This window comes from Bosea sp. Tri-49 (assembly GCF_003952665.1).
Classification (GTDB): domain Bacteria; phylum Pseudomonadota; class Alphaproteobacteria; order Rhizobiales; family Beijerinckiaceae; genus Allobosea.
In genome coordinates this window covers 5,960,516-5,986,723 of the sequence record NZ_CP017946.1, presented here as the reverse complement: position 1 = coordinate 5,986,723, position 26,208 = coordinate 5,960,516, and the positions used below count along the sequence as shown (strand labels likewise).

Here is a 26,208-nt window from a genome sequence, read left to right as displayed (position 1 = left end):
TCACAATTCGATCTCCAGCTCCAGCGCGTCATGCACCGGAATGTCCTGGTAGCCGGTCTTGATGATCGTCGGAATCACCGAGCGATAGGCGTCGATCGCCTCGACATAGAGCCCGGAGAAGCGGAAGCCGTGCTTCTGGTAGAAGGTCAGGGCAGGCATGTTATCATTGGTCAGCATCGCCCTGAGCTTGAGCGCGCCGGCGGCTCGTGCCGCTGCCTTCACCGCCTCGAGCATGCGCGACGCGGCTCCTTCCCCCTCTTTCAGGGAATGCAAGGCGCACAGTACTGCGATCTCGCCATCATGCGCCCAGCTTGCCACCGCCAGAAGCTCGCCCTCGGCCGTGAACATGCCGAGCAGGGGCAATTCGGCGCAATCGTAGAGCTTCAGGCCGATCACCATGCGATGCGAGCCCCAGTGCCGCATCATCAGCGCAAGGAACGCCGACTTGTCGGCGATCTCCCGGAAGATCACCGTCGGTCCGTTCGTCACTTGGCAAGCTCCTTCAGTCCGAGCCGGATCAGTTGCGCCGTGCCGGCCCCCTCGCCTGCCGCACGCGATGCAGCCGCGACTGCCGCGACTGCCTGCGCCTGCTGGTAGCCGAGATTGGTGAGCGCCGAGACGGCATCCGCCACCGGCTGCGGCAGCCTCTTGTCCTCGAGCGCGCCGGAGAGCTGCGCGATGGCCGGGTCGACATGGCCGAAGGCCGGCGCCTTGTCCTTGAGTTCGGCGCAGATGCGCTGGGCGAGCTTGGGACCGACGCCGGGCGCACGCGCCACCGCCGCCTTGTCGTTGCTGGCGATCGCGGTCGCGAGCGCGCCGGGCTCAAGCGTGGACAGGATGGCGAGCGCGACCTTGGCGCCGACACCCTGCACCATCTGCATCAGCCGGAACCAGTCGCGTTCGGTATCCGAGAGGAAGCCGTAGAGCCGGATCGCGTCCTCGCGGACATGCGTCTCGATCGACAGCGCCGCCGCCTCGCCGACCACGGGCAGACGCTGCAGCGTGCGCGAGGAACATTGCACGACATAGCCGACGCCCTGCACGTCGACGATGACGAAGTCCTCGCCATACGAATCGATGAGGCCCTTGAGCTTTCCGATCATGCCTCCTGTTAGCATGGCGGCAGCCTGCCGCCAGACCGGATCATTCGTGGCGATCATGCGTTCTCCACCGGCGATATGGAGGGTGTGAGCACGTGCTGACGAAAGCGAGGAACCTGCGGACCGGGCGCTCGGTCTGGCAGGGCAAGCGGCCACCGCGCTTTCCGAGGCAAGGCATCACCGAGGATACTGAGAGCGACGTCGTCATCATCGGCGCCGGCATCTCAGGTACGATGCAGGCCGACGCGCTAAGCGAGGCGGGTTTCAGCGTGCTGGTGGTCGACCGCCGCGGGCCGGTGCGCGGCTCGACGCCGGCGAGCACCGCCCTGCTGCAATACGAAATCGACCAACCCCTGACCAAGCTGAAGCGGCAGATCGGCGAGGAGGCCGCCATCCGTGCCTGGCGCCGCTCGCGCCTCGCCGTCGACGGGCTCGGGTCGCGGATCAGGGCGCTATCGATCGCCCCTGTCATACGCCGCGATTCGCTTTATCTCGCGGGTGACGTGCTCGATGCCGATGGCCTCGCCCGCGAGGGGGAAGCCCGCCGCCACGCCGGGCTGGAAAACACCTTGCTCGATGCCGCGACACTGAAGGAGCGCTTCGGCATCGATCGCGAAGCGGCCCTGTTGGGCTACGACAATCTCGAGGCCGATCCGGTCATGCTCGCTACCGGCTTCCTCCGTGCCGCAATCTCCCGCGGCGCCCGCCTCGCCTGGCCGGTCGAGATCGTCGACCTCGATGCAAAACCACGCTCGGTCAGCCTACGCACCAGGGACGGCCACCATATCCGCTGCCGCCATCTCATCTTCTGCACGGGCTATGAACTGCCCTTCGGCAAAATGCCGAAGGGCCACGCGGTTCTTTCGACCTGGGCGCTGGCGACCGCACCGCAAAAGCGCCGGCTCTGGCCTGATCGCTGCTTCATCTGGGAGGCGTCCGACCCCTATCTCTACATGCGCACGACCCGCGACGGCCGTATCATCTGCGGCGGCGAGGACGAGGATTTTGTCGACGAGGACAAGCGCGACGCGCTGATCGGCCAGAAGACGAAAGCCATCCAGCGCAAGCTCGGCAAGCTCCTGCCCGGGATCTCGACCGACGCCGATTATACCTGGACCGGCACGTTCGGAGCCTCGACGACTGGCCTGCCGACCATCGGCCCGATGCCGGATCTCAAGAACTGCTGGACGGTGATGGGCTTCGGCGGCAACGGCATCACCTATAGCCGCATCGGCGCCGAGATCGTCCGCGCCGGCCTCCTTGGCAAGGCAGACCCGGACGCCGAGCTCTACGCTTTCCGCAGCTGATACCGCGCCAGCAACGCGCGCGCGCTGCGATGCTGCGAATGGCAGATCGCAACGGCGAGTGCGTCCGCCGCGTCGGCGCTGCGGGTCTCGGCCTTGGGCAGCAGCACGCGGATCATCGCCTGCACCTGCTTCTTGTCGGCATGGCCGACGCCGACCACCGTCTTCTTCACCAGATTGGCGGCGTATTCGGCCACGTCGAGCCCGGCCAGTGCCGGCACGACCAGCGCGATGCCGCGCGCCTGTCCGAGCTTCAGCGCCGATTGCGGGTCGCGGTTGACGAAGGTCTCCTCGACCGCGACCTCCTGCGGCGCATGCCGCGCGATCACGCCGGCGATGCCATCATGCAGTTGCCGCAAGCGTTCGGCGAGCGGCTGCTTCTCGTCGCTCTCGACCACGCCGCAGGCGACGAAGGACAGCTTCGTTCCTTCGCTGATGACGATGCCCCAGCCGGTCTTCCTGAGACCGGGATCGAGGCCGAGAATGCGAATCGGATCGGACATGCGCGAACGCTATGCCCGATCGGGCTCCGGCGCACCCAGCGCTGCGCAAAGCAGGGCCGAGACAGGAGCCTCGGCCCCATTTTAGTGATGCGAACTGAGAACGCTTCGCTCAGGCGCCCTTCAGGCGGGTGTTGCATTGGCTGTAGTAGCCGCCACCCTTCTGGATCCACTTCAGGTCGCCATTGCCACCATTCGCCTTGTTGGCGTTGTACTGGTCGTTGCAGGTCTTGAAGCGCTGCTTGCCGGCCGAGAGGGTCGAGTATTTCGGATCGACCTTGCTCGGAAACATGGCATTGCCGGCTGCGGCAGGCGCGGCGGCGGCCGGCTTGGCCGCGGTGGCAGGGGCGCTGGCAACCGGCTTGGCCGGGGTCGCCGGAGTAGTCGCGGCAGCGGGAGCCGCTGCGTCGCTGCACTGTGCCTTACGGAAGTCATTCCACGACTGTCCACCCAGTGTATTGCCGGCCTTGGCGGCGTTGTACTTGGTGCTGCACTCCTTCATCGTCAGCGCCAGTGCTGGCGACGATGTCTGCAGCATGAAATTGCCGGCCAGCGCGAAGAGCCCGGCGGCAAGTGCAAATCTGGTGCGTGTCATGATCGCTATCCCCCTGTGGGGTCAGGTTGAGGCAGCGGCGACCAGGCGAAACATTCCGGGAGGCCTCGCGGCTGAAGGACGCTAGGACCGCCAAGATGAACGCGCAATGACGGGTTGTATTAAAGTTTTGTAAGGTATCTGACCCAGCGACTTGTCGCGGTCCTGGCCGGCGCGAAACACCCGCTGGCCCAGGAACAGGACGGAAGGCAGGGATGCGGCTCGCACCATCGATGAGCAATACTCATCGCCGCCATCACTGCAACAGGGGTTGATCGTCTCGCGCCTTGCGTGAAGGAAAGAAAATCCTTCTCCGGCAGTTCCGATGACAGCTCTCCTGACCTCGCTCTTTCCCGGTGTCTCGCTCGACGGCATCGCCGTCCTGATCGGCGCGACCTTGCTCGGCGGTCTGGTCCGCGGCTTCACCGGCTTTGGCTTCGCCATGGTGTTCATGCCGCTGGCCTCGATCGTGCTCGGGCCGGTCGCGGCGCTCGGGCTGATCTGGGTGATCGACCTGCCCTTTGCCCTGCCGCTGGCGGCGCGTTCGGCAAAGCGCGCGGAGTGGAGCGAGGTCGTCCCGCTCCTGATCGCCGCGACGCTGACCCTGCCCCTCGGCATCGCACTGCTCACCTGGCTCGATCGCGAGACGATGCGCTGGCTGCTGGCGCTGCTCGTGCTCGCCGCCGTCGCGCTGATGGCCTCGGGCTGGCGCTATCACGGCAAGCCTGGCATCCCGCTCTCGCTCGGTGTCGGGGCGGCATCTGGCCTCTGCAACGGTCTCGCCAGCATCGGCGGCATGCCGCTCGCCGTTTTCTGGCTCGGCGCCCAGCGCAACGACCGGCACAAGACCCGTGCCAATTTGCAGACCTATTTCGGGCTGAGTACTGTGGTCAGCGGCGCGGTCCTCTGGGCGAAGGCGATCATCACTTTCACCTCGCTGGTGATGGCGCTGCCGCTCTTTGCCGTCTATGGCGCGGGCCTCTGGCTCGGAACCCATGCCTTCGGCCTGGCATCCGAACAGACCTTCCGCCGCATCGCCTATCTGACGATCTTCCTGAGCGCGCTGGTCAGCCTGCCATTCTGGGATGGGCTGATCGGGCGCTGAACTCAGTTGCCGAGCTTGGCCATCACCTCGTCGGCGATCTCGAAATTGGCGAAGACGTTCTGGACGTCGTCGTCATTGTCGAGCGCCTCCATCAATTTCATCATCGACGCCGCCTTCTCCTCATCGAGGGGCGCCGTCGTGGTCGGCCGCCAAACCGGCTTGGCCGAGGCCGGCGCACCGAGCGCGGCTTCCAGCGCCTTGGAGACCTCGTTGAGCGCGTCGAAGGCGCACAGGATGGTGTGACCGTTCTCGTCCGAGATCACATCATCGGCGCCAGCCTCGATCGCCGCCTCCATCACCTTGTCGGCATCGCCGACTTCGGCGGGATAGCTGATCTCTCCGACGCGGTTGAACATGAACGAGACCGAGTTGCTCTCGCCCATCGCTCCACCGGATTTGGTGAAGTAGGAACGCACCGCCGAGGCCGTGCGGTTGCGGTTGTCGGTCAGCGCCTCGACGATCACTGCGGTGCCGCCGGGCCCATAGCCCTCGTAGCGGACCTCGTCATAGTTATCGCCCTCGCCACCGAGCGCTTTCTTGATGGCGCGCTCGATATTGTCCTTCGGCATGTTCTCGGCCCGCGCCGCCAACACGGCCATGCGCAGACGCGGATTCATGTTTGGGTCGGGCATGCCCAATTTGGCGGCGACGGTGATTTCACGGGCCAGTTTCGAGAACAGCTTGGAGCGCACCGCGTCCTGCTTGCCCTTGCGGTGCATGATGTTCTTGAACTGTGAATGGCCGGCCATACGCCCAAATCTCCGCTTTCATGCGCCGGCCGGCTTATACTCAGCCGGCTCGGCGCGAGGCAAGCGCGGCGGCAGCGTTTCCGGCGCGCTCATGCTTAAGCGTTTGTTCGCGAACCTGCGGCAATGTCGTGAGCAGGCCCACCAGCGGAATAGAACACAGCGCGCATGACTAACGCCATCGCCGAGCACGCGGCGCGCCTGCGAACCTTCCGGATCGACGCCATCGACATCGGCTTGCTGCGGCAGCAGGCGGAGTTCGCGCGCCGGCGCCTGCCGACCTTGCTGCCGGAGTTGCATGAGCATTTCGAGGCCTGGCCCGAAATCTTGGGCGCGATGCAGCGGCCGGAGGTGCACGAGCTCAGGCTCGCACACTGGATCAGGCTGGTCTCGGGCGAGCTCGAGGACGGCTATCTGCAATCCGCGCACGCCCTTGCCGGCGCCTTCAACGACAATGGCGTTCCCGCCCACGCTGTCGCAATCTGTCACGCCATCGTCGGCAATGCGATCGGCGCCGAGCTCGGCCTGCTGCGCGACGGCCTCGCCAAGCTCAGTCACTTCTGGCAGGCCAAGGAGTACAACCGCCGCATCGCGCTGCGCGCCGCCCTGCAGAAGGCGGTGCAGCTGGATCTCGAATTGCTGCTCGAGACCTATTCACATGTCCAGCGGCAGAGCCGCGAGCGCATCCAGCGCGAGATCTCGGCTTTCGAGGTCACGGTCCGCGACGTGGTGGGTGCCGTGACCGGCAGCGCCCGTGTCGTCGAGGCAACGGCGCATACGATGAACGGCGTCGTGAAGGAGACCGGCGTGCAGGCTGTCGCAGCCGCCCGGGCGTCGGACGAGGCGTCCGACAATGTCGGCAGCGTCGCCAGTGCCGCCGAGGAACTGTCGATCTCGCTCAGCGAGATTTCCGAGGAAGTCGCCCGTGCCACGACCAAGGCGCACGATGCCAGCCAGGCAGCCTTGCGGACCGAGGCGATCGTCAAGGGGCTCGCGCAGTCGGCGCAGACGATCGGCTCCATCGTCGACCTGATCCGCGACATCGCCGCACAGACCAATCTGCTCGCGCTCAACGCGACGATCGAGGCAGCGCGCGCCGGCGAGGCAGGGCGTGGCTTTGCTGTGGTCGCGCAAGAGGTCAAACAATTGTCCGCCCGCACCGCCAAGGCGACCGACGAGATCGCGGCTCAGGTTCCGGCCATGCAGGCAGCGACGCAGGAGGCCGTCGAGGCGATCGAGAGCATCGTCGGCTTCGTCGGCGACATGGACCATACGACACTGACGATCGCGAGCTCCGTCGACGAGCAGCGCGCAGCCACCCAGGAAATCGCCCGCAGCGTCAGTTTCGCGTCCCAAGGCACGCAGGAGGTCTCGTACGCCATCGCCAGCGTCAACGAATCCGCCCAGGCTGCGGGCATGGGCGTCGACGAGATGCTCGGCCTCGCCCAGGCGTTGACGCGCCAGGCCGAAACCCTGACCGAAGCCTTCGACAACCTGACCCGGCAGAACCGCGCCGCCTGAACATCGGCCGTCACCGATCTGTCAAGCGTGGCCCATAGCTTTGAGTCATTCTAGCTTGGGTGACAGGAGGGGCCGGTCATGACCGAAGAGACCCAGTACGAATCTACTTTCGGCGCCAGCATGCTCGAGCATGACGACGCACCGCCGCAGAACCTGTCCGCCAATCCGACCATGGGCGAACTGATCGGCCTGCGCTTCTCGCGTCGCGGCCTGCTCAAGGGCGCGCTCGCCGTCTCCGCCATCTCGGCGACGGTTGGCGCGGCCGCGCTGGCGACCGCCGAGGAGGCCAGGGCCCAGGCGAAGGGCTCCGCCTTCAGCTTCAAGGAGGTCGAGGCCGGGGTCGACGCCGACCACCATGTCGCGGAAGGCTATCAGGCCGACGTGCTGCTACGCTGGGGCGATCCGATCGTTGCCGGTGCGCCGGAATTCGACCCGGCCAAGCAGACGGCCGAAGCCCAGTCCAGGCAGTTCGGCTACAACAACGACTTCGTCGGCTACACGCCGATGCCCGGCGCGGCCGACCCCTCGGCCCACGGCCTGCTCTTCGTCAACCACGAATACACCAACCCGCATCTGATGTTCCCTGGCGTCGTCGAGATGAAGGACGGCAAGCCGGTGATGAAGAACGCGACCAAGGAGCGTTTCGAGATCGAGGCGATGGCGCATGGCGCGACCGTCGCCGAAATCCGCAAGACCGACGGCAAGTGGGCGCTGGTGAAGGATTCGAAGTACAATCGCCGCATCACCGTGGCGACCGAGATGCAGCTCTCAGGTCCCGTCGCCGGCTCCGATCGCGTCAAGACCAACGCCGACGCGAGCGGCAAGAAAGTCTTCGGCACGATCAACAACTGCGCCGGCGCGCTGACGCCCTGGGGCACCTTCGTCACCGGCGAGGAGAACGTGCACGGTTATTTCTCCGGCAAGCTGCCGGACGGCCATCGCGAGGAGGCTAACTACAAGCGCATGGCCATTCCGTCCGCGCCCTATGCCTGGGGACGTTTCGAGGAGCGCTTCGACCTCGCCAAGGACCCCAACGAAGCGAATCGTTTCGGCTGGATCGTCGAGGTTGACCCGCTCGATCCGAATTCGGTTCCGAAGAAGCGCACGGCGCTCGGCCGCTTCAAGCATGAAGGCGCCGACAACATCGTCGCGAAGAACGGTCAGGTCGCGGTCTATCTCGGCGACGATGAGCGCTTCGACTACGTCTACAAGTTCGTGACCGCCGGCCGCTTCGACCCCAACAACCGCGCCGCCAACATGGACCTTTTCGACGCCGGCACGCTCTATGTCGCCCGCTTCGACGCTGATGGCGGCGTCGCCTGGCTGCCGCTGCTCTTCGGCCAGGGGCCGCTGACGGCGGCGAACGGCTTCCAGAGCCAGGCCGACGTGCTGATCGAGACGCGCCGCGCCGGCGACCTGCTCGGCGCGACCAAGATGGACAGGCCCGAGGACATCACGCCCAATCCAGTCACCGGCCGCGTCTACGTCATGCTGACCAACAACACGAACCGCACCGACGCCCAGGTCGACGCCGCCAATCCGCGCGCCAAGAACGCCTTCGGCCATATCGTCGAGATCATCGAGGACGGCGGCGACCACACCGCGACGAAGGGCAAATGGGAGATCCTGCTGAAATGCGGCGATCCTTCTGTCGCGGCGGTTGGAGCGACCTTCTCGACTGAGACCAGCAAGAACGGCTGGTTCGGCATGCCCGACAATGCCGTGGTCGATTCCGCCGGGCGCCTCTGGATCTCGACCGACGGCAATGGCTTTCCCGAGACCGGGCGCACGGACGGGCTCTGGGCGGTCGACACCGAAGGTGAGGCGCGCCGCACCTCGAAGCTGTTCTACCGCGTGCCACATGGCGCCGAGCTCTGCGGCCCCTGCTTCACGCCTGACGACACCACCGCCTTCGTCGCGGTCCAGCATCCCGGCGACGACGGCCCGGACTGGCCGGCCTTCGGCCGCCGCTCCTATTACGAGGATCTCTCGACGCGCTGGCCGGATTTCAAGCCCGATATGCCCGTCCGGCCGTCGGTGGTTGCGATCACCAAGAAGGGCGGCGGCAAGATCGGCGTGTGATCTCCGACCGTCTCATGAAATGAGAACGCCCGGCAGAGTGCCGGGCGTTTTATTTGTAGGCGGCCATACGACACTGCCGTCATGCTCGGCCTTGTCCCGAACATCCACGTCTTGAACACCGCTTGCGACCAGCGAAGACGTGGATGGTCGGGACAAGCCCGATCATGACGGATGCGGCGGTTTCAGCGGCTAATTACGCCGCCTTCTTGGCGCCGAAGGTCGGATCGAGTTCGCCCTTGGCATAGCGCTTGGCCATGTCGGCCAGCGTGATCACGCGCTTGATCTTCGAGGCCTGGCCGGCGGTGTTGAACTCCTCCAGCCGCTTCTTGCAGAGCGCGGTCATCGCCTCCATCGCCGGCTTCAGATATTTGCGCGGATCGAACTCACCGGGGTTCTCGGACAGGATCTTGCGGATCTGGCCGGTCATCGCCATCCGGTTGTCGGTGTCGATGTTGATCTTGCGCACGCCGTGCTTGATGCCGCGCTGGATCTCCTCGACCGGCACGCCCCAGGTCTGGGGCATCTTGCCGCCGTACTGGTTGATGACGTCCTGCAGGTCCTGCGGCACCGAGGAGGAGCCGTGCATGACGAGGTGCATGTTCGGCAGCTTCTTGTGGATCTCCTCGATGACGTGCATCGCCAGGATCGCGCCGTCGGGCTTGCGCGTGAACTTGTAGGCGCCGTGCGAGGTGCCCATGGCGATGGCGAGCGCATCGACCTTGGTCTCGGCGACGAACTTCACCGCCTCGTCCGGGTTGGTCAGGAGTTGGTCGTGGCTGAGCTTGCCCTCGAAGCCGTGGCCGTCTTCCTTCTCGCCTTCGCCGCTTTCAAGCGAGCCCAAAACGCCGAGCTCGCCTTCGACGGAGATGCCGCCGAGATGGGACATCTCGGTGACGGTCTTGGTCACGCCGACATTGTAGTCCCAGTCGCCCGGGGTCTTGCCGTCGGCCTTGAGCGAACCGTCCATCATCACCGAGGTGAAGCCGGCCTGGATCGCGGTCATGCAGGTCGCTGGCTCGTTGCCATGGTCGAGATGCACGCAGACCGGGATATGCGGATAGATCTCGGTGACGGCGTCCATCATGTGCTTGAGCATGATGTCGTTGGCGTAGCTGCGCGCGCCGCGCGAGGCCTGGATGATCACGGGAGCGTCCGTCGCGTCCGCCGCGGCCATGATCGCGAGCGCCTGCTCCATGTTGTTGATGTTGAAGGCCGGAACGCCGTAGTCGTTCTCGGCTGCATGGTCGAGCAATTGGCGAAGCGTGATGCGGGCCACGATGATCCTCCGGTTGGGCTCTGCTTTATCCGGAGGGTGTAGAATCGAACTGTGGCGGACGCAAAGCGAAACCGGCGGAAAACGTGAATGCGATCAGCGCCCGCGCGCTTCCAGGACCCTGACGCGCTCCTCGATCGCCGCCAATTCCTCAGCGAAGTTCCCGGTAACCGACTTCGCCATAACAAGTAGCCCGGCCGTATCCCTGCGCTGCTTGCGCACGAGATCGCCTAACTCATCAAAGCGCTTCTCGACAGAGTCGAAGCGCTTGTCGTGCTCGACGAGCTTCGCCTGAATGAACTTCAGGATCTCGTACATCGCGCTCTGCACGTTCTCGCTCATGCACGAGAACATAGCATAAACATTGCACTCTGCAACTGTAAGCTGCGGCTCTGCTCACCCCTTCCGCAGCGCCTCGACGCCCGGCAGGGCCTTGCCTTCCATCCATTCGAGGAAGGCGCCACCCGCAGTCGAGACGTAGGTCAGGTCCTCGGCAACACCGGCATGGTTCATCGCCGCGACCGTGTCGCCGCCACCGGCGACCGCCACGAGCCTGCCGTCGCGGACACGCTCCGCCACCGCCTGCGCCACCGCGACCGTCGCCGTGTCGAAGGGCGGCAGCTCGAAGGCGCCGAACGGCCCGTTCCAGACCACGGTCTTCACGGTGTTGAGCTTGAGCACGACCTCGGCGATGCTGAGCGGGCCGGCATCGAGGATCATCTCATCCGGCCCGACCTCGTTGATCGAGACGACGCGATGGCCGGGGTTGGCCCTGAACTCGCGCGCCACCAGCGCATCGACCGGCAGAATGATCTCGCAGCCGGCAGCCCTGGCCTTTTCCTCGATCTCGCGGGCGGTAGCGGCGAGATCGTGCTCGCAGAGCGACTTGCCGACATTGATGCCGCGCGCGGCGAGGAAGGTATTGGCCATGCCGCCGCCGATGGCGAGCACGTCGACCTTCTTGACGAGGTTGCCGAGCAGCTCGAGCTTGGTCGAGACCTTGGCACCGCCGACGATCGCCATCACCGGCCGTGCCGGATTGTCGAGACCGGCCGAAAGCGCCTCAAGCTCAGCCTGCATGGTGCGCCCGGCATAGGCCGGCAGCAGATGCGCCAACCCTTCCGTTGAGGCATGGGCGCGGTGGGCGGCCGAGAAGGCGTCGTTGACATAGAGGTCGCCATTGGCGGCGAGCGCCTTGACGAATTCAGGGTCGTTCGCCTCGTCGCCAGCGTGGAAGCGGGTATTCTCGAGCAGCAGGATCTCGCCGTTCTTGGCGGCGGCGATCGCCTTCGGCGCCTCCGTGCCGATGCAGTCGCCAACGAAGATAACCGGCTGGCCGAGCGCATGGGCCAGCGCCGGCACGACCTGCCGCAGGCTGTTCTTCTCGTCGCGGCCCTTCGGCCGGCCGAAATGCGCCAGCAGGATGACCTTGCCGCCCTTCTGCGCGATCTCGCGGATCGTCGGCAGGATGCGGTCGATGCGAGTGGTATCGCTGACCCTGCCTTCCTCCATCGGCACGTTGAGATCGACACGGACGAGGACGCGCTTGCCGGCGAGATCGGCGTCGTCGAGGGTGCGGAAAGCGGGCATGGAGGGCTCTCTTACAGGCGTTGAAACAGGCTGGGATAATCCATGACGAGGCCATCCTCGTCGACCGGAAGCTCGGCGGTGAAACTGCCATCGGCCGTCTCGAACCGGAAGAGCCTCGGTGCAAGGCAGGTGTAGACCTGCTCGGTGACGAAGGGCTCGAAGCTGTCGAAGGGCACGAACAGCATGGCGATGCGCCGCTGCTGGCCCGGCTGCCAGGAGCAGCGGCGGATCGGCAGCGTGTTGGTGAAGGGCGTAGCGGAGAGGTCGATATCGATGCAGCCGTCGAAGGCCGGCAGATGGCCGCGCGCGCTGTCGTGCCAGGCGCCGTCGCGCCGCGTCATGGCGAGACCACGGCCATCGGTCGTCGTTATCTCGAAAGCGCGGACCATGAAATCAGGATCGCAGTCGATCCGATAGGTCGCGCCGAAGCGCCGTCCTTCGCGCTCGCCGATCAGCGCGGCCTCGGCGCGAAAACCGTTCGCATCTGTCCGGAGTGTGAGATGTTCGAGCCCGTCGCCTTCCAGTGCCCGCCAGCGGACATTGCGCCCGCCCGCGAGTTCGGCGGTCGGGCGGAAGCTCATCGCGGCAGGATCGGTGGCAACACGCCGGGAACGCCGCTCTTCAGCACGATCACCGTCAGGATGACGGTCAGGATCGCCGTGACGATGCCGGTGAGCAGCAGAGCCCCGAAGCGCGGCGTCGCGCTGACGCGCTGGCGCAGCGCCGAGAGTTCCTCGCGCAGGCCGGCGAAGTCCATGGTGCCGGCGGCGAGCTCGACCTTCTGGGCGCTGCGATCGAGCGAGGCCTCGGCGCGGGTCAGCACCGCCTCGTAGCGCGCGAACTTCTCTTCGATCCGCGCTGCCTTGTCCTCGATCCGGGAGAGCTGGTCGAGCTTGCGCGGGTCGCTGGCCGCGAGCGGCTCAGCCGGCTTCGCCTCGGCAACGCGCGATGCGGCAATCTCGGCCATGCTTGGGGCGGGCGGCACGATGACGGCCTCGGCAGGCGTGGTTGACGCGACGACGGTCGGCTCGATCTTGTTCATTGCGCGGTCCGTTCCTCGGCGGTGTTGACGCGGCCGCACCCGGCAGGTGCGGCCGCAGCAGGAGTGTGGGTCAGATCAGCTTCGCCATGGCGACAGCAGTGTCGCTCATGCGATTCGAGAAGCCCCACTCATTGTCGTACCAGGTGAGGATGCGGACGAACTTCTCGTCCATGACCTTGGTCTGGTCGAGCGCAAAGGTCGACGAGGCCGGATCATGGTTAAAGTCGATCGAGACGTTGGGCTGGTCGGTGACGGCAAGGATGCCCTTCAGCGCGCCGCGCTTGCTCGCCTTGATGATGGCCTCATTGATCTTCTCGACCGTGGTCTTGCGCTTCGCGATGAACTTGAAGTCGACGACCGAGACGTTCGGCGTCGGCACGCGGATCGAGGTGCCGTCGAGCCGGCCCTTGAGTTCGGGAATGACGAGGCCGATCGCCTTGGCGGCGCCGGTCGAGGTCGGAATCATCGACATCGCCGCGGCGCGGCCACGATAGAGATCCTTGTGCATCGTATCCAGCGTCGGCTGGTCGCCGGTATAGGCATGGATCGTGGTCATGAAGCCCTTGTCGATGCCGACGGCGTCATGCAGCACCCTGACCACCGGGGCCAGGCAGTTGGTGGTGCAGGAGGCGTTCGAGACGACGATGTGGTCCTTGGTCAGGGCCTCGTTGTTGACGCCGAAGACGACCGTCAGGTCGGCGCCGTCGCAAGGGGCCGAGACCAGCACGCGCTTGGCGCCAGCCGCGAGATGGGCCGCCGCCTTGTCGCGGGTGGTGAAGATGCCGGTGCATTCCAGCGCGATGTCGACGCCGAGCGCCTTGTGCGGCAGGTCCTTGGGATCGCGGATCGCGGTCACCTTGATCGGGCCGCGGCCGACATCGATCGTGTCGCCGGAGACGGTAACCGTGCCGGGAAAGCGGCCATGCACGGAGTCGAAGCGGAAGAGATGGGCGTTGGTCTCGACCGGGCCGAGATCGTTGATCGCCACGACCTCGATGTCCTTGCGCTTCGACTCGATGATCGCGCGCAGCACGTTGCGTCCGATACGACCGAAGCCGTTGATCGCCACCTTGACCGTCATCTCAATCCTCTCCTTCGCCATTCGCCAGCAGAGCCGGCGTCATTCACGCGGGCAAATCGGCCAAACCATGGCGGAACGCAAGGGCAGGCCTTAAAAATTTCAAGGAAGCTCAGCCATTGTGACGCTTGATCGCCGCCTCGGCCACCGCCTCCGGCGTGATGCCGAAATGCTTGTAGACCTCCTTGTAGGGCGCGCTCGCCCCGAAGGAGGACATGCCGACGAAGCCGCCATCGGCGCCGATCACGCCATCCCAGCCGAAGCGCACGGCCGCCTCGACCGCGATCTTGATCGGCGCCTCGCCGATGATCGCAGCCTTGGTCGCCTCGTCCTGCTCCAGCAGCGCTTCGAGCGAGGGCACCGAGACGACGCGGGCGCGAATGCCCTTCTCGGCCAACAGCTTGCGGGCAGCGACCGCGATCTCGACCTCGGAGCCCGAGGCGAAGAGCGAAACCTGCGCCTTGCCGCCTTCGGCTGCCAAAAGCTCATAGGCGCCCTTGGCCGAGCGATTGGTCGCCGTGCCGTCGGTGCGGACCGGCGTCAGGTTCTGGCGCGAGAGCGCCAGCACGGTCGGTCCATCGGTGCGCTCCAGCGCGATCTGCCAGGCCTCCGCCGTCTCGATCGCATCGGCCGGGCGCAGCACACGCATGTTCGGCATCGCCCGCAGCGAAGCGATCTGCTCGATCGGCTGGTGGGTCGGGCCGTCCTCACCGAGGCCGATCGAATCATGGGTCATGACATAGACCACCGGCAGCCCCATCAGCGCGGCGAGCCGCATCGACGGGCGGGCATAATCGGCGAAGACCAGGAAGGTGCCTCCGGCGGTGCGGAAGCCGCCATGCAGCGTGATGCCGTTCATCGCCGCGGCCATGCCGTGCTCACGGATGCCATAGCGAACATAGCGGCCCTTGGGGGTCTTCGGCGTGAAGTCCTCGAAGCCCTTGGCGCGGGTGTTGTTGGAGGGCGTCAGGTCGGCCGAGCCCGAGACCAGCTCCGGCATTACCGGCACGATCACATCCAGTGCCAGTTCGGACGCCTTGCGGGTCGCGACCGTGACAGGGCTCGCGGCCAGCGCCTTCTTGTGGGCGACCAGCGTCTTGGCGAGCTTGGCCGGCACGGTGTGGGCGAGGCGACGCTCGAACTCGCCGCGGTTGCGCCCGGAGGTCGCCGCAAGGCGCGCGTTCCAGGCCTTGCGCTCGGCGAAGCCGGTCGCGCCAAAGCCGCGCCAGGCCTTGAGCACATCGGCGGCAACCTCGAACGGCCCGCCGGTGATGCCGAGTGCCTTCTTGGCAGCGGCGAGTTCCTCGGCGCCGAGCGGCTCGCCATGCGCCTTGGAGGTGCCGGCCTTCTTCGGCGCGCCGAAGCCGATCACGGTCTTGCAGGCGATCAGGGTCGGCTTGTTCGACTTCTGGGCGCGGCGGATTGCCGCCTCGATCGCATCGGGATCATGCCCGTCGACGCGCTCGGCCTTCCAGCCGCAGGCCTTGAAGCGGGCGAGCTGGTCGACCGAGTCGGAGATGGAGAGCGGCCCGTCGATCGAGATGCCATTGTCGTCCCAGAGCACGATCAGCTTGTTCAGCTTCTGATGGCCGGCGAGCGCGATCGCCTCCTGGCTGATGCCCTCCATCAGGTCGCCGTCGGAGGCGAGCACATAGGTCTTGTGGTCAACCAGCTTCTTGCCGAACTCGGCGGCGAGCATGCGCTCGGCCATCGCCATGCCGACGGCGGTGGCGAGCCCCTGGCCGAGCGGGCCGGTCGTGGTCTCGACGCCGGGGGTCATGAAGTTCTCGGGATGGCCCGGCGTCTTCGATTCGAGCTGGCGGAACTTCTTGAGGTCGTCGAGCTCCAGGCCCGGCGTGCCGGTGAGATAGAGCAGCGCGTAGATCAGCATCGAGCCATGGCCGGCCGAGAGCACGAAGCGATCGCGGTCGGGCCAGCGCGGCTCGGCCGCATCATATTTCAGGATGCGGGTGAACAGCACGGTCGCGACATCGGCCGCGCCCATCGGCAGGCCAGGATGGCCGGACTTCGCCTGCTCGACGCCATCCATGGTGAGGGAGCGGATGGCGTTGGCGAGCCGCTCGTGCAAAGCGCGGTCGATCGCGGGCGTCGTCATGAAGTCTCTCCGGCGAGGCGGGAACGAGACTCGCGCGCCGGAGCTGGCCGGGGGCGAGCAGCGAACTTGTGAAAAAGGTCGCGCGTTCGATAGGCTGCCGGCTCAAGCTGAGTCAATTCGCCTGAAGCGGCCTACGGACCGTCTTGGAGTGCATTGCGCCGCGGTGGATTTGCCCGCGCCGTACCGCCAAGCCGGAATGATGGAGGAACGGGCCGCGGCCGATCGTCGCCATCCACGCAAAAAGCCCGGCCGCGAGGCCGGGCTTTCCTGTTGCGGTCGCAAGCCCGAAAGGGCTGCGAAAACGCGGATTACTTCTTGCCGAGGGCGCCCAGCGCGCCGAAACGCGAGTTGAAGCGCGAGACGCGGCCGCCACGGTCCAGCATATGCTGGGTGCCGCCGGTCCAGGCCGGGTGGGTCTTCGGGTCGATGTCGAGGTTGAGGGTGTCGCCCTCCTTGCCCAGCGTCGAACGGGTGAAGTATTCGGTGCCATCGGTCATGACGACCTTGATGGTGTGGTAGTCGGGATGAATGCCGGTCTTCATGGCGAAATCCTCAATTGTCGAAAAGCGGGTGGCCGGAACTCGGCGCACATCGCCGGCTCTTCGAACAATTCGTATGAGCCTGTCGTGAAGTCGGGTGCCCATAGCGCAGCCGCAGCGACGGTGCAAGCTTTTCGGGATAGGTAAGCGTGGCGAACGAGACCAAGGAAGACCAAAAGGCGCGGCCGGATTTCAGCGCGCTGCGCTCGTTCTGGCCCTACGCGCTGGCGCAGAAGCAACGGATCGCCATCGCGCTCGTCGCGCTGATCGTCGCCTCGGTGGCGACGCTGGCACTGCCCATGGCGGTGAGACGCGTCATCGATGTCGGCTTCTCCGGTGGCGAGCAGCAGCTGGCGAATTCCTATTTCGCAATCCTGATCGGGGTCGTCGCTATCCTGGCGCTGGCGAGCTCGGCCCGATTCTATCTTGTGATGACGGTCGGCGAGCGCGTCGTCTCGGAGCTGCGCGCCGACGTCTTCCGGCACCTGACCCGGCTCGAGCCGGCCTTCTTTGATGCCAGCCGGGCCGGCGATCTGGTCTCGCGCCTGACCGCCGACACCACGCAGATCAAGTCGACCTTCGCCTCGACCGCCTCGATCGCGCTGCGCAACGGGATCATGTTCCTCGGCGCGCTGGCGATGATGATTTTCACCAGCCCGCAGCTCTCGGCGATCGTCATCGGAGCGATCCCGCTGATCGTGCTGCCGCTGGTCTTCTCCGGTCGCAGCGTGCGCAAGCGCGCCCGCGCCGCGCAGGACCGGCTCGCCGACGCCTCTGCCTTCGCCGCCGAGGCGATCGGCGCGATCCGGACGATGCAATCCTTCGGCGCCGAGCGCGAGACGACGCAGCGCTTCCAGGGCGCATCGGACGGCGCCTATGCCGCCTCGCGCGATGCAACGGCCTCGCGCGCCTGGCTCTCCGGCATCGCGATCTTCCTGGTCTCGGCCAGCGTCGTGCTGGTGCTCTGGGTGGGCGCGACCGAGGTCTTCGCCGGACGGATGAGCGGCGGGCGCCTGTCGCAGTTCGTGCTCTACGCCGTGCTGGCGGCGAGCTCGCTCGGCCAGCTCTCGGAAGTCTATGGCGACATCTCGGCTGCAGCCGGCGCTGCCGGACGGCTCGGCGAGATCCTCGCGACCAAGCCGGCGATTTCAGCCCCGCCCCATCCCAAGGCATTGCCCACACCGCCGGTCGGCGCCCTCGCCTTCGACGGCGTCTCGTTCCGCTATCCCGGCCGCAGCAACCTCGCGCTCGCCGATCTCGACCTCACGATCAAGCCGGGCGAGCGGGTCGCGCTGGTTGGCCCATCCGGCGCCGGCAAGAGCACGGTGCTGCAATTGGCGCTGCGCTTCTACGACCCCTTCGCCGGCCGCGTCGTTGTCGACGGCGTCGCCGGGCCGGAGGCCGATCCGACCGAGTGGCGCAGCCGCTTTGCGCTGGTGCCGCAAGAGCCGACCGTGTTCGGCGTCTCGGTCGCCGACAACATCGCCTATGGCCGTCCCGGCGCGACCCGCGCACAAATCGAGGAAGCCGCGCAGCTCGCCGCCGCCGACGGCTTCATCCGCGCTTTGCCCGATGGTTACGACACCGTCATCGGCGAGCGCGGCGTCACTTTATCAGGCGGCCAGCGCCAGCGGCTTGCCATTGCGCGCGCCGTGCTGAAGGACGCGCCGATCCTGCTGCTCGACGAGGCGACCTCGGCGCTCGATTCGGAAAGCGAGCGCGCCGTGCAGGACGCGCTCGACCGGCTGATGCAGGGGCGGACCACGCTGGTCGTCGCCCACCGGCTCGCCACCATCCTCTCCGCCGATCGTATCCTGGTGATGGAGGACGGGCGGGTGGTCGAGGAAGGCACGCATGCCGCCCTCGTCGCCAAGGGCGGGCTCTATGCGCGCCTCGCCGCACTCCAGTTCGGGCTGGAGGCGGCCTAGTCAGCCTACCGGCTGGAGAGCCGCTTCCAGCAGCGTAGCGGCATCCAGCAGGCCTCGCTTGCGCGCCGCCTGCGCGGGCGTCAGTTCCTGCTTGTTCCGCGCAGCCGGGTCGGCCCCTGCCGCCAGCAGGAATTCGACGAGATCGCAGGCGCTGGTGTCGTCGTCCGGCAGGCAGAACAGCGGCGGCTCGCCCGAGCGGGCGGGCGCATTGGCGAGCGCCGGCTCCCTGGCGAACAGAATCTCCAGCCGCTCGATCTCGCCGGCCTCGCACAGGGCTTCGATGTCGCGGCTGCGCGAGGCGAGATAGATCTGCGCGGCGCTTGCACCCTGATGGCGGGCCCAGCCGAGCGGGGTCGAGCCATAGCGACGCTCGATCGGATCAATCTCGGCACCCGCATCGACTAGCAGCGCGACGATCTCGATCGCATCACTGCCCGCCGCCTCGTGCAAGGCGCGGACGCCGTCGCGGGTCCCTGCATCCGGCGAGACGCCAAGACGCAGCGCCAGCGTCGCGATCTCCGGCTTGCCTTGCCGGATCGCGACGAGCAGCGGAGCCGGGGCGAGCCGGAAATCCGGATTACCGTCGAGCAGCCGGCGCGCCTCGGTCTCGTCGCCACGCGCGACCGCCGCGGTGAACGCTTCCTGTCCGCCGAGTTCGACCGGGCTCGCGCCATTCTCGACCAGCAGGCGAACGAGATCGCTCCGGCCATCGAGCATGGCCTGTTTGACCAGGCTCTGCTTCGAATAGGCGTTGACCGTCTGGGCCCGGGCGCCATGGGCGAGGAGCCAGGCGGCACGTTTCGGCTGGCGCGGCACGGCGTTGCCGAGCAGATAGTCGAGCGGCGGCGCAGGCAATTCGCGCACGGGCTCGTGCCAGCGCGCGCCCTCCCCGCGCTTCTCCGTCTCGCTCCAGAGCAGGTCGAGCCAGGAGACATCGTCGGCACCGAGCGACGAGTTGTAGAGCGCCTGGCCGTTGAGCGGATCGGCGCCGCAGGCGATCAGCAGCCGCGCCAGCGCTTTGGCCTGCGGATGCGGTGGCTGGTTGCCCTCGCCGCCGCCGATGACGCCGGTCAAAGGGGTGAAGTGGTTGCTGCCGTCGCTGAACAGAGCGTTCGGGTCGGCGTCATGGTCGAGCAGGAGCTGCGCGATCGCGACGGCGTTGCGTGACAGCGCCTCGTTCGGCAGGCGGCTGAAGGCGAGACGAACCAGAGGTGTCCAGCCGTCGAAATCGCTCGGCTTGTCAGCGAGCGCCCCATCCCTGCCGAGGAAGGCACGAACGGCTTCGAGATCGTGCGCAGCGACGGCGGTGTGGATGCTGTCGCCGGCGATCTCCGGATGGCGTTCGAGCAGGTGCTGCGCCAGCGCGCCGCGCGCCGGGCGGTCGGCCTCGTACTCGCCCCAGCTTTGCGTGCCGGGCCTGACGCCGTAGCGCAGCGCCGATTTCTCCAGGAACAGCGCGACGAGCGCGGCATGGCCGCGCGCCGCAGCCTCGCGCGCGGCGAGCTCCTGCTTCAGCGCCGCCCAGTTCGCCAGCCCATAGTCGCGGGCGAGCGCATACTGGACCTCGCGCAGCTTGGCCGCGCCGGCATGGTTCGGGATCAGCTTGCGGAAACGGGCGATCGCTTCGCCATCGCCGGCCTCGATCTCTTTCAGCCAGCGCTTGGCCTGGCGGCGGATGGTCTCGAGGGTCGAACGGGACGTGAGTTCGCGGGTGGGATCAGACATGGGTCTTCCTTCCGAGGAAAGCCTGATGTCCGCTCGACAGGCCGGAAGAAAGCGATGATGCGATGTCGTCGCTCAGATATGGGTGGGAGCAGGCTCCCTTGCCGCGGACTGGTGGCGCCCCATGCGCTCTGCGGCGATGAAAAGCGCATGGTGGCGGTGGAGTCAATCGCTGGCATCTATCTCGACGTCATGCTCGGGCTTGACCCGAGCATCTCATGCCGGAAGAGCCTCCCATTGGCGCCCTCTCGTCCTGAGGTTCTCGGGTCGGCGCGATGCGCCGCCCGAGAATGACGACTTGCCTCACTTCGCCCGCTTCGCCCCCACCAGCTCGTCCCACTTCCTGAAGGCGACGACCATCTTGTCGGGCTTCAGCGGCAGCTCGATCGGGTTGTTGGCGATCAGGTCGGCATATTCCGGTCGGCCGAATTCGGCGATGACCTTCTGGCTCGCCTCCGGCGCCAGCGAGAGCGGCACGTTCTTCACCGCCGGGCCCGGATAAAGATAGCCCTCGTCATAGGAATAGGCCTGCATCTTCGGCGTCAGCACATGCGCCATGATGTCGAGCACCACGGCGAGCCGGTCATTGGGCAGGCCCTTGGGCACGCACATGAAGAAGGCGTCCGAGACCCAGTGGAAGCCCTTCAGCGTCTGGATCTTGGCTTCCTTCGGCACGATGCCGAGCGCCCGCGGATTGATGTCCCAGCCAGTGGTCGAGATGATGATGTCGCGCGAGCCGTCGCCGAACTCCTTCATCGTCGCGCCAGTGCCGGCCGGATAGTACTCGATGTACTGGCCAAGCTCCTGCAGATAAGCCCAGGTCTTGTCCCAGCCGCCGACTGGGTCCTGCGGGTCCTTGTCGCCGAGGATGTAGGGCAGCCCCATCATGAAGGTGCGGCCCGGGCCGGAATTGGTCGGGCGGGCATACATGAACTTGTTCGGGTTGGCCTTGGCCCAGGCGAGGAGCTCCTCGGCCGTGGTCGGCGGGCTCTTGACCCGGTCCGGCATGTATTCGAGCAACGGGCCGGAGGGATAGTAGTTGACGACGACGCCGAAGCCATCGCCCTGCACCTTGTGCAGGTTGAGCGCCGCCGGCTCGTAATTGGCCTCGATGTTCGGGAACTTGTCAGCAAAGTCGGGCAGGATCTTCTGCCAGAGCTTCTGGTCGAGGCCGGCGGCAAGGCCGTCACTGCCGGTCAGGATCAGGTCGAGATCGACCTTGCCGGCATCCTGCTGCGCCTTGAGCTTGCTGGCGAGCTCGGGCGCCGGCGCCTTCACGAAGGCGATGCGCGAGACCAGCTTGGGATTGGCAGCGCGGTAGTCCTCGAAGGCCTTCTGCATCAGCGCGAGCGCGCCGCCGACATCCATGACGCTGATCACGACCGGGCTGGTCGGCAGCGGCGGCGAAGCGGCAAGCGCCGGGCCGCCGGCGGCAAGCGCGCCGAGGCCGCCGAGCACGGTGCGGCGGTCGATGCCATGAAGATGCTTGGTCATTGCCTTCCCCTCTTGTTATTGCGCCGTTCCAGCGGCACTCATGCGTCGTAGCGACGTTCCTGATCGGCGAGGCGAACCCGCCGGACGAAAAGATCATCCGACCACTCGACCTCGCCCTCCGCAAGCGCGATGCCATGCGTCTCGAGCGCCGGCCGGATCGCGGCGAGCGCGTGGCTTCCCGCCATGGCAAAGGCCTGCTCCGGCGTCGCGATGCACCAGGCGACGACATTGCGCACCGCCTCATCCAGGCAGAGCGCCGAGCCGGCGAGCAGGCCCGCTTCCTGCCGGACCGAGCCATCCGGCATGCGATCGACGGCCATGCCGGCGAAATGATAGCGACCGACCGGCGCGGCGGCGGCCACCACCGCATCGGTCACCAGGATCGAGCGCTCGAAGCCCTTGGCCCGGATCAGCGCGGCGAGTGCCCTGGGGTGGACATGGATGCCGTCGGCGATGAAGCCGGCCATCAGCCGGTCCTCGGCGAGCTGGGCGAAGATCGGATTGGCGAGCTTGTGCAGCGTCTGCGGCAGGCCATTGCCGAGATGGGTCGAGAGCGACAAGCCCGCATCGGCCGCGGCCGAGACCTGATCGAAATCGGCCGCCGAATGCCCGATGGCGACGATCTTGCCGGCGTCCGCCAGCACCTTCGTCAGGGCGACCGCGCCTTCGCGCTCGGCGGCGAGCGTCACCATCAGGATCGGCCGCGACAGGCCGCGCTCGACCTCAGCGATCAGCTCCGGCCGTGCCGCCGTCATTGCCTGGGGCGGGTGGCAGCCGTGATAGCCGGGCGCCGGGTTCAGGAACGGGCCTTCGAGATGATAGCCCGGGCACATCAATGGCCCGAGCCGGCTCCCAGCGACGGCTTCATCCAGCGCCCAGAACCGCTCGATGAGCTCATGCGGATGGGCGGTAATGATCGTCGGCAGACAGTGCGTGACGCCGGTCGCCAGCATCGCCTCCAGCGCTCGGTCGAGATCGGCCGCCGTGATCGCCGGATCATTGAAATCGACACCGGCGAAGCCGTTGATCTGGAGGTCGACGAGGCCGGGCGAGACGGGCATCTGCCCTCAACCCTTTTTCAGCAGCGAGGCGGCCGGCGGATCGAGGAACAGCACCGTGTTGGGATGGCGCTGAAGGATCGAGGCCGGGTGCAGCGGCGTGATCTCGCCTTCGAGGGCATCCTTCACCGCCTGCGCCTTGCGGGTGTCCGGTACCGACAGGATGATCAGCTCGCTCTTCAGGATCTGGCGGATACTCATCGAGATCGCCTGCTCCGGCACCGCCTTGAGGCTCTCGAACCAGCCCTCGCCGAATTGCTGGTTCCGGCAGGCCTCGTCGAGGGTGACGACGATATAAGGCTCGTTCGTCTCGAAATCGGCAGGCGGATCATTGAAGGCGAGATGGCAGTTCTCGCCGAAACCGGCGAAGCAAAGATCGATGCGCCGCCCGGCGATCAAAGCATTGAGGCGCTTCGTCTCGGCGGTGGGATCGCCCTCACCATTGACCGGAACGAAGGCCGGCTTGACCGCGAGCGGCGCTAGGAAGCGCTCTTTCAGATAACCGCGGAAGCTCGCCGGGTGGCTTTCCGGCAGGCCGACATATTCGTCGAGATGGAAGGCGGTGACCTTCGACCAGTCGATGCCCTCGGCCGCGACGAGGTTCTGCAGCATCTCGAACTGGCTCGCGCCGGTGGCGACGATGATCGTCGCCTCGCCATGGCGGGCAATCGCAGCACGGATCGTCTCGGCGCCTAGCGCTGCCGCCTGCCGGCCGAGCTCGTTCTTATCAGGGGTGATGCGGATATCGATCATGCTGCTCCCTGTCCGCCAAATGTGCGGCTATTTTTGCGTGGTATACTACCATACCAGTCATCATGCTAGCACGGACATGAGGCGTTGCCCCCCTCGCAAAGGCATGGCACGCCACCGCTTTTCGCGGGATTTACGCGCATAGGTTTGCGCGGCCGCTCAGGCTCATCCTACGGGCGTTTGCCTATGAGCGGCGGCGATGCGAGTCGCGCGATCACGCAGGAACGTATGTCAACCTGATCACGTCCTCGCCAACTCGATCGCTGGCCACAAGGCGAAGCGGCGGCCGCGGGCCGGCGAAGAATGGTGTGCCGCGCCCCAGCGCGACGGGGTGCAGATAGAGTCGATACTCATCGATGAGGCCAAGGTTGGTCAGGCTTTGCGCCAGGGCAGGTCCGGAGACCGCGATTTCTCCAGCAAGTCGAGCCTTCAGCCCACGGACCACCGCCTCGAGGTCGTCCTCGACAAGCGTGGCGTTGGGGCCGACAGACTTCAACGAGCGCGACACGACCCATTTTGGTTGGCTCCGCCATGCCGTCGCGAAGTCGCGTCGCTCCGCGTCCCACTCAGGATCGTCGTCATCCCAATAGCGCATGATCTCGTACATGCGGCGACCGTACACACTGCCAGCCAGGTCGCGCACGTGCTCGATCCAGTGACGAAAGAGCTGGGGGCCGGTTTGCATTTCCTGGTGATCGACATAACCGTCCAGGGACTGGTTCATTCCGAAGACGAGCTTCGCCATGCTGCAAGACCTCCATTGCAGCTTCAGGATAGCGCAAACGTCCGGTGGACGTGACAGGAGGCACGATCCGCACCCGTCGCGCCCATGCTCCCGTCATGCAACCAGATTATTGCATGACAGGAGCCAGCATGTTAGCAACAGCCCATGGACCTCGACCGCCTCTTCCGGGCGCTGGCCGATCCGACGCGCCGCCGAATGCTGGGCGAGCTCAGGGAGCGGGACGGCCAGACGCTGTTCGAATTGCATGTCCGCCTGGTCAGCTGGCATGGGGCAGGCCTCTCCCGGCAAGCCCTGTCGAAGCATCTGCAGCTGCTGGAGGAGGCCGGCCTGGTCCGCACCGAATGGCGCTGGCGCAGCAAGCACCATTTCCTCGAACGCTCGCCGCTGCGGCAGATGTGGGATGTGTGGATGCGGCCTCTGGCCGAGCCGCCGGAGAGGGAGAAGACGAATGCCGATCAAGATCGTCGTGACGAGCCTGCTGGTCGATGACCAGGACAAGGCACTGCGCTTCTACCGCGACATTCTCGGCTTCGAGCTGAAGCACGACATCCCGATGGGCCAGCATCGCTGGCTGACCCTGACCTCACCTGGCGATCCCGATGGCGTCGAGCTCCTGCTCGAGCCGGACGAGCATCCGGCGGCCCAGCCTTGGAAAACCGCACTGGTCACCGACGGCATCCCGGCGACCTCGTTCGGGATCGAGGACGTCCATGCCGAGCATGCGAGACTTTCGGCGCTCGGCGTCGCCTTCACCCAGCCGCCGGTCCATCTCGGCCCGGTCACTACCGCAGTCTTCGATGACACCTGCGGCAACCTGATCCAGATCGCCCAGCGGCATTGAGGGCCGGCCGCTGAAGCGGCCCCTCACCGCTCGGTGATCTTGAACTCGATCCTGCGGTTGCGGCGGTACGCCTCATCGTTGTTCGCGACGTCGAGGGGCTGGAACTCGCCGAAGCCGGTCGCGGCGATGCGGTCCGCCGGGATGCCCTTGCTGACCAGATACTCGACCACGGCGACGGCGCGCGCGGTCGACAGGTTCCAGTTCGAGGGGAACTGTGCCGAACGGATCGGCCGGTTGTCGGTATGGCCGTCGACCCGCAGGATCCAGGGCAGGTCCGGCGGCATTTCTCGGCCGAGATCGACGATGATGGCCCCGAGCTTGTCGAGCTCGCCGCGCCCTTCCGGCTTCAGCACGGCCTGGCCGGCGTCGAAGAAGACCTCGGACTGGAAGACGAAGCGGTCGCCGACGACGCGAATATCGGGGCGGGTGCCGAGCACCTGGCGCAGGCGGCCGAAGAAGTCGGAGCGATAGCGCGCCAACTCCTGCACGCGCTGGGCCAGCGCGACGTTGAGGCGCGAGCCGAGCTCGGAGATGCGCGTCTGCGATTCCTTGTCCTTGGCCTCGGCCGCGCCGATCGCCTCCTCCAGCGCCGCAAGCTGGCGGCGCATGGCGACGATCTGCTGGTTGACCATCTCGACGGTCGCCTGAGCCTTGGCGGAGAGCTGTTTTTCGGTATCGAGCGCCTTCTGCGTGTCGGCCAGCTGGGCCGGCGCATTCTTGTTCGAGGAATCGAGCAGGCCCTGCACGCGTATGCGCTCAGCCTGTTCGCTCGTCAGCGAGGATTGCAGCAAAGCGAGCGAATCCTTGGCCTCCTTGCCGGTCGACCGCTCGAGGGCGAGCAGGTCGCTAAGCTCGGAGATTTGGCGGTTCAGTCGGTCGAGCACCGTGTCCCGGCCGCTGATTTCCTGCGACAGGAAGAACTGGCCGAGGACGAAGACCGAGAGCAGGAAGACGATGCCGATCAGCATCGTCGAAAGCGCGTCGACGAAGCCTGGCCAGAAATTCACCTCTTCCCGGCGATGCGCGCGCGACAGGGCCATGCTCAGCTTTCCTCTCAGCCGTCCTGGCGATCAGCACCTGCG

26 protein-coding genes are annotated in these 26,208 nt (G+C 66.3%); 7 read left to right on the top strand and 19 right to left on the bottom strand.

The features are described 5' to 3' along the window. Complete coding sequence (locus BLM15_RS28910; protein ID WP_126115981.1) at positions 1-489, bottom strand: GNAT family N-acetyltransferase; 489 nt, start codon at positions 487-489, stop codon at positions 1-3. Beyond that, positions 486-1,103 carry a Holliday junction branch migration protein RuvA gene (ruvA, locus tag BLM15_RS28905; protein WP_126116406.1) on the bottom strand — a complete coding sequence of 206 codons (618 nt, stop codon included), beginning with the start codon at positions 1,101-1,103 and terminating at the stop codon, positions 486-488. Before ruvA ends, BLM15_RS28910 begins: the two co-directional genes overlap by 4 nt. 92 nt (positions 1,104-1,195) lie before the next feature. On the opposite strand from ruvA, the gene BLM15_RS28900 reads away from it, so the two are divergent. After that, entirely contained in the window at positions 1,196-2,407 is a 1,212-nt protein-coding gene (locus BLM15_RS28900) for an NAD(P)/FAD-dependent oxidoreductase (protein ID WP_236846464.1), read from the top strand. Here BLM15_RS28900 and ruvC read toward each other — a convergent pair. Beyond that, complete coding sequence (gene ruvC / locus BLM15_RS28895) at positions 2,389-2,907, bottom strand: crossover junction endodeoxyribonuclease RuvC (RefSeq protein WP_126115980.1); 519 nt, start codon at positions 2,905-2,907, stop codon at positions 2,389-2,391. The two genes, BLM15_RS28900 and ruvC, sit on opposite strands and share 19 nt — an antisense overlap. A 109-nt stretch (positions 2,908-3,016) precedes the next feature. Then, complete coding sequence (locus BLM15_RS28890; protein ID WP_126115979.1) at positions 3,017-3,499, bottom strand: hypothetical protein; 483 nt, start codon at positions 3,497-3,499, stop codon at positions 3,017-3,019. 322 nt (positions 3,500-3,821) lie between these two features. On the opposite strand from BLM15_RS28890, the gene BLM15_RS28885 reads away from it, so the two are divergent. Continuing rightward, positions 3,822-4,601 (top strand): sulfite exporter TauE/SafE family protein, encoded by a 780-nt coding sequence (locus BLM15_RS28885; RefSeq protein WP_126115978.1) that lies wholly within the window; start codon positions 3,822-3,824, stop codon positions 4,599-4,601. Positions 4,602-4,603: 2 nt separating this feature from the next. On the opposite strand, the gene BLM15_RS28880 is transcribed toward BLM15_RS28885, so the two are convergent. Beyond that, the gene (locus BLM15_RS28880; protein WP_126115977.1) at positions 4,604-5,350 is read right to left on the bottom strand and encodes a YebC/PmpR family DNA-binding transcriptional regulator; all 747 of its coding nucleotides are present in this window, start codon (positions 5,348-5,350) and stop codon (positions 4,604-4,606) included. Between the two features lie 165 nt (positions 5,351-5,515). On the opposite strand from BLM15_RS28880, the gene BLM15_RS28875 reads away from it, so the two are divergent. Then, entirely contained in the window at positions 5,516-6,868 is a 1,353-nt protein-coding gene (locus tag BLM15_RS28875; protein ID WP_126115976.1) for a globin-coupled sensor protein, read from the top strand. Between the two features lie 78 nt (positions 6,869-6,946). Continuing rightward, positions 6,947-8,950, top strand: a complete 2,004-nt coding sequence (locus tag BLM15_RS28870) for a PhoX family protein (RefSeq protein WP_126115975.1) — start codon at positions 6,947-6,949, stop codon at positions 8,948-8,950. 193 nt (positions 8,951-9,143) lie between these two features. Here BLM15_RS28870 and fba read toward each other — a convergent pair whose 3' ends face one another. The 8 genes from fba to rpmE form a co-directional block, all read right to left on the bottom strand. Then, positions 9,144-10,226: a class II fructose-bisphosphate aldolase gene (fba, locus tag BLM15_RS28865; protein ID WP_126115974.1), complete on the bottom strand. Its 1,083-nt coding sequence runs from the start codon at positions 10,224-10,226 to the stop codon at positions 9,144-9,146. 93 nt (positions 10,227-10,319) lie between these two features. Continuing rightward, positions 10,320-10,541, bottom strand: a complete 222-nt coding sequence (locus BLM15_RS28860) for a hypothetical protein (protein WP_126115973.1) — start codon at positions 10,539-10,541, stop codon at positions 10,320-10,322. A 78-nt stretch (positions 10,542-10,619) separates the two neighbouring features. Beyond that, a complete protein-coding gene (locus BLM15_RS28855) occupies positions 10,620-11,813 on the bottom strand; it encodes a phosphoglycerate kinase (RefSeq protein ID WP_126115972.1) in 1,194 nt (397 codons plus the stop codon). 11 nt (positions 11,814-11,824) lie between these two features. Then, the gene (locus BLM15_RS28850; RefSeq protein WP_126115971.1) at positions 11,825-12,394 is read right to left on the bottom strand and encodes a putative glycolipid-binding domain-containing protein; all 570 of its coding nucleotides are present in this window, start codon (positions 12,392-12,394) and stop codon (positions 11,825-11,827) included. Then, positions 12,391-12,855 (bottom strand): hypothetical protein, encoded by a 465-nt coding sequence (locus tag BLM15_RS28845; RefSeq protein ID WP_126115970.1) that lies wholly within the window; start codon positions 12,853-12,855, stop codon positions 12,391-12,393. Before BLM15_RS28845 ends, BLM15_RS28850 begins: the two co-directional genes overlap by 4 nt. 70 nt (positions 12,856-12,925) lie before the next feature. Beyond that, positions 12,926-13,936: a type I glyceraldehyde-3-phosphate dehydrogenase gene (gene gap, locus BLM15_RS28840; protein WP_126115969.1), complete on the bottom strand. Its 1,011-nt coding sequence runs from the start codon at positions 13,934-13,936 to the stop codon at positions 12,926-12,928. A 109-nt stretch (positions 13,937-14,045) separates the two neighbouring features. Continuing rightward, positions 14,046-16,049, bottom strand: coding sequence for a transketolase (gene tkt, locus BLM15_RS28835; RefSeq protein ID WP_126115968.1), 2,004 nt, complete (start codon positions 16,047-16,049; stop codon positions 14,046-14,048). A 308-nt stretch (positions 16,050-16,357) separates the two neighbouring features. Next, the gene (gene rpmE, locus BLM15_RS28830; protein ID WP_066471911.1) at positions 16,358-16,591 is read right to left on the bottom strand and encodes a 50S ribosomal protein L31; all 234 of its coding nucleotides are present in this window, start codon (positions 16,589-16,591) and stop codon (positions 16,358-16,360) included. Positions 16,592-16,737: 146 nt separating this feature from the next. Between rpmE and BLM15_RS28825 the strand changes: the two genes are divergently transcribed. Next, on the top strand, positions 16,738-18,516 hold the full coding sequence (locus tag BLM15_RS28825) for an ABC transporter transmembrane domain-containing protein (RefSeq protein ID WP_126115967.1): 1,779 nt from the start codon (positions 16,738-16,740) through the stop codon (positions 18,514-18,516). Here the strand turns inward: BLM15_RS28825 and BLM15_RS28820 are convergent, their stop codons facing one another. The 5 genes from BLM15_RS28820 to BLM15_RS28800 form a co-directional block, all read right to left on the bottom strand. Next, positions 18,517-20,241 carry an ankyrin repeat domain-containing protein gene (locus BLM15_RS28820; protein WP_126115966.1) on the bottom strand — a complete coding sequence of 575 codons (1,725 nt, stop codon included), beginning with the start codon at positions 20,239-20,241 and terminating at the stop codon, positions 18,517-18,519. It lies immediately after the preceding gene. Positions 20,242-20,541: 300 nt separating this feature from the next. Further along, positions 20,542-21,732 carry an ABC transporter substrate-binding protein gene (locus BLM15_RS28815; protein ID WP_126115965.1) on the bottom strand — a complete coding sequence of 397 codons (1,191 nt, stop codon included), beginning with the start codon at positions 21,730-21,732 and terminating at the stop codon, positions 20,542-20,544. 38 nt (positions 21,733-21,770) lie between these two features. Then, a complete protein-coding gene (locus tag BLM15_RS28810; RefSeq protein WP_126115964.1) occupies positions 21,771-22,793 on the bottom strand; it encodes an N-acetylglucosamine-6-phosphate deacetylase in 1,023 nt (340 codons plus the stop codon). Between the two features lie 6 nt (positions 22,794-22,799). After that, positions 22,800-23,543, bottom strand: coding sequence for a glucosamine-6-phosphate deaminase (locus tag BLM15_RS28805; RefSeq protein ID WP_126115963.1), 744 nt, complete (start codon positions 23,541-23,543; stop codon positions 22,800-22,802). Positions 23,544-23,754: 211 nt separating this feature from the next. Then, on the bottom strand, positions 23,755-24,285 hold the full coding sequence (locus BLM15_RS28800; protein WP_126115962.1) for a dihydrofolate reductase family protein: 531 nt from the start codon (positions 24,283-24,285) through the stop codon (positions 23,755-23,757). Between the two features lie 144 nt (positions 24,286-24,429). On the opposite strand from BLM15_RS28800, the gene BLM15_RS28795 reads away from it, so the two are divergent. Continuing rightward, positions 24,430-24,774, top strand: a complete 345-nt coding sequence (locus BLM15_RS28795) for an ArsR/SmtB family transcription factor (protein ID WP_126115961.1) — start codon at positions 24,430-24,432, stop codon at positions 24,772-24,774. Beyond that, positions 24,734-25,126: a VOC family protein gene (locus BLM15_RS28790; RefSeq protein WP_269467522.1), complete on the top strand. Its 393-nt coding sequence runs from the start codon at positions 24,734-24,736 to the stop codon at positions 25,124-25,126. Before BLM15_RS28795 ends, BLM15_RS28790 begins: the two co-directional genes overlap by 41 nt. 23 nt (positions 25,127-25,149) lie before the next feature. Here BLM15_RS28790 and BLM15_RS28785 read toward each other — a convergent pair whose 3' ends face one another. Continuing rightward, on the bottom strand, positions 25,150-26,166 hold the full coding sequence (locus tag BLM15_RS28785; RefSeq protein WP_126115960.1) for a peptidoglycan -binding protein: 1,017 nt from the start codon (positions 26,164-26,166) through the stop codon (positions 25,150-25,152). Between the last annotated feature and the right edge of the window lie 42 nt (positions 26,167-26,208).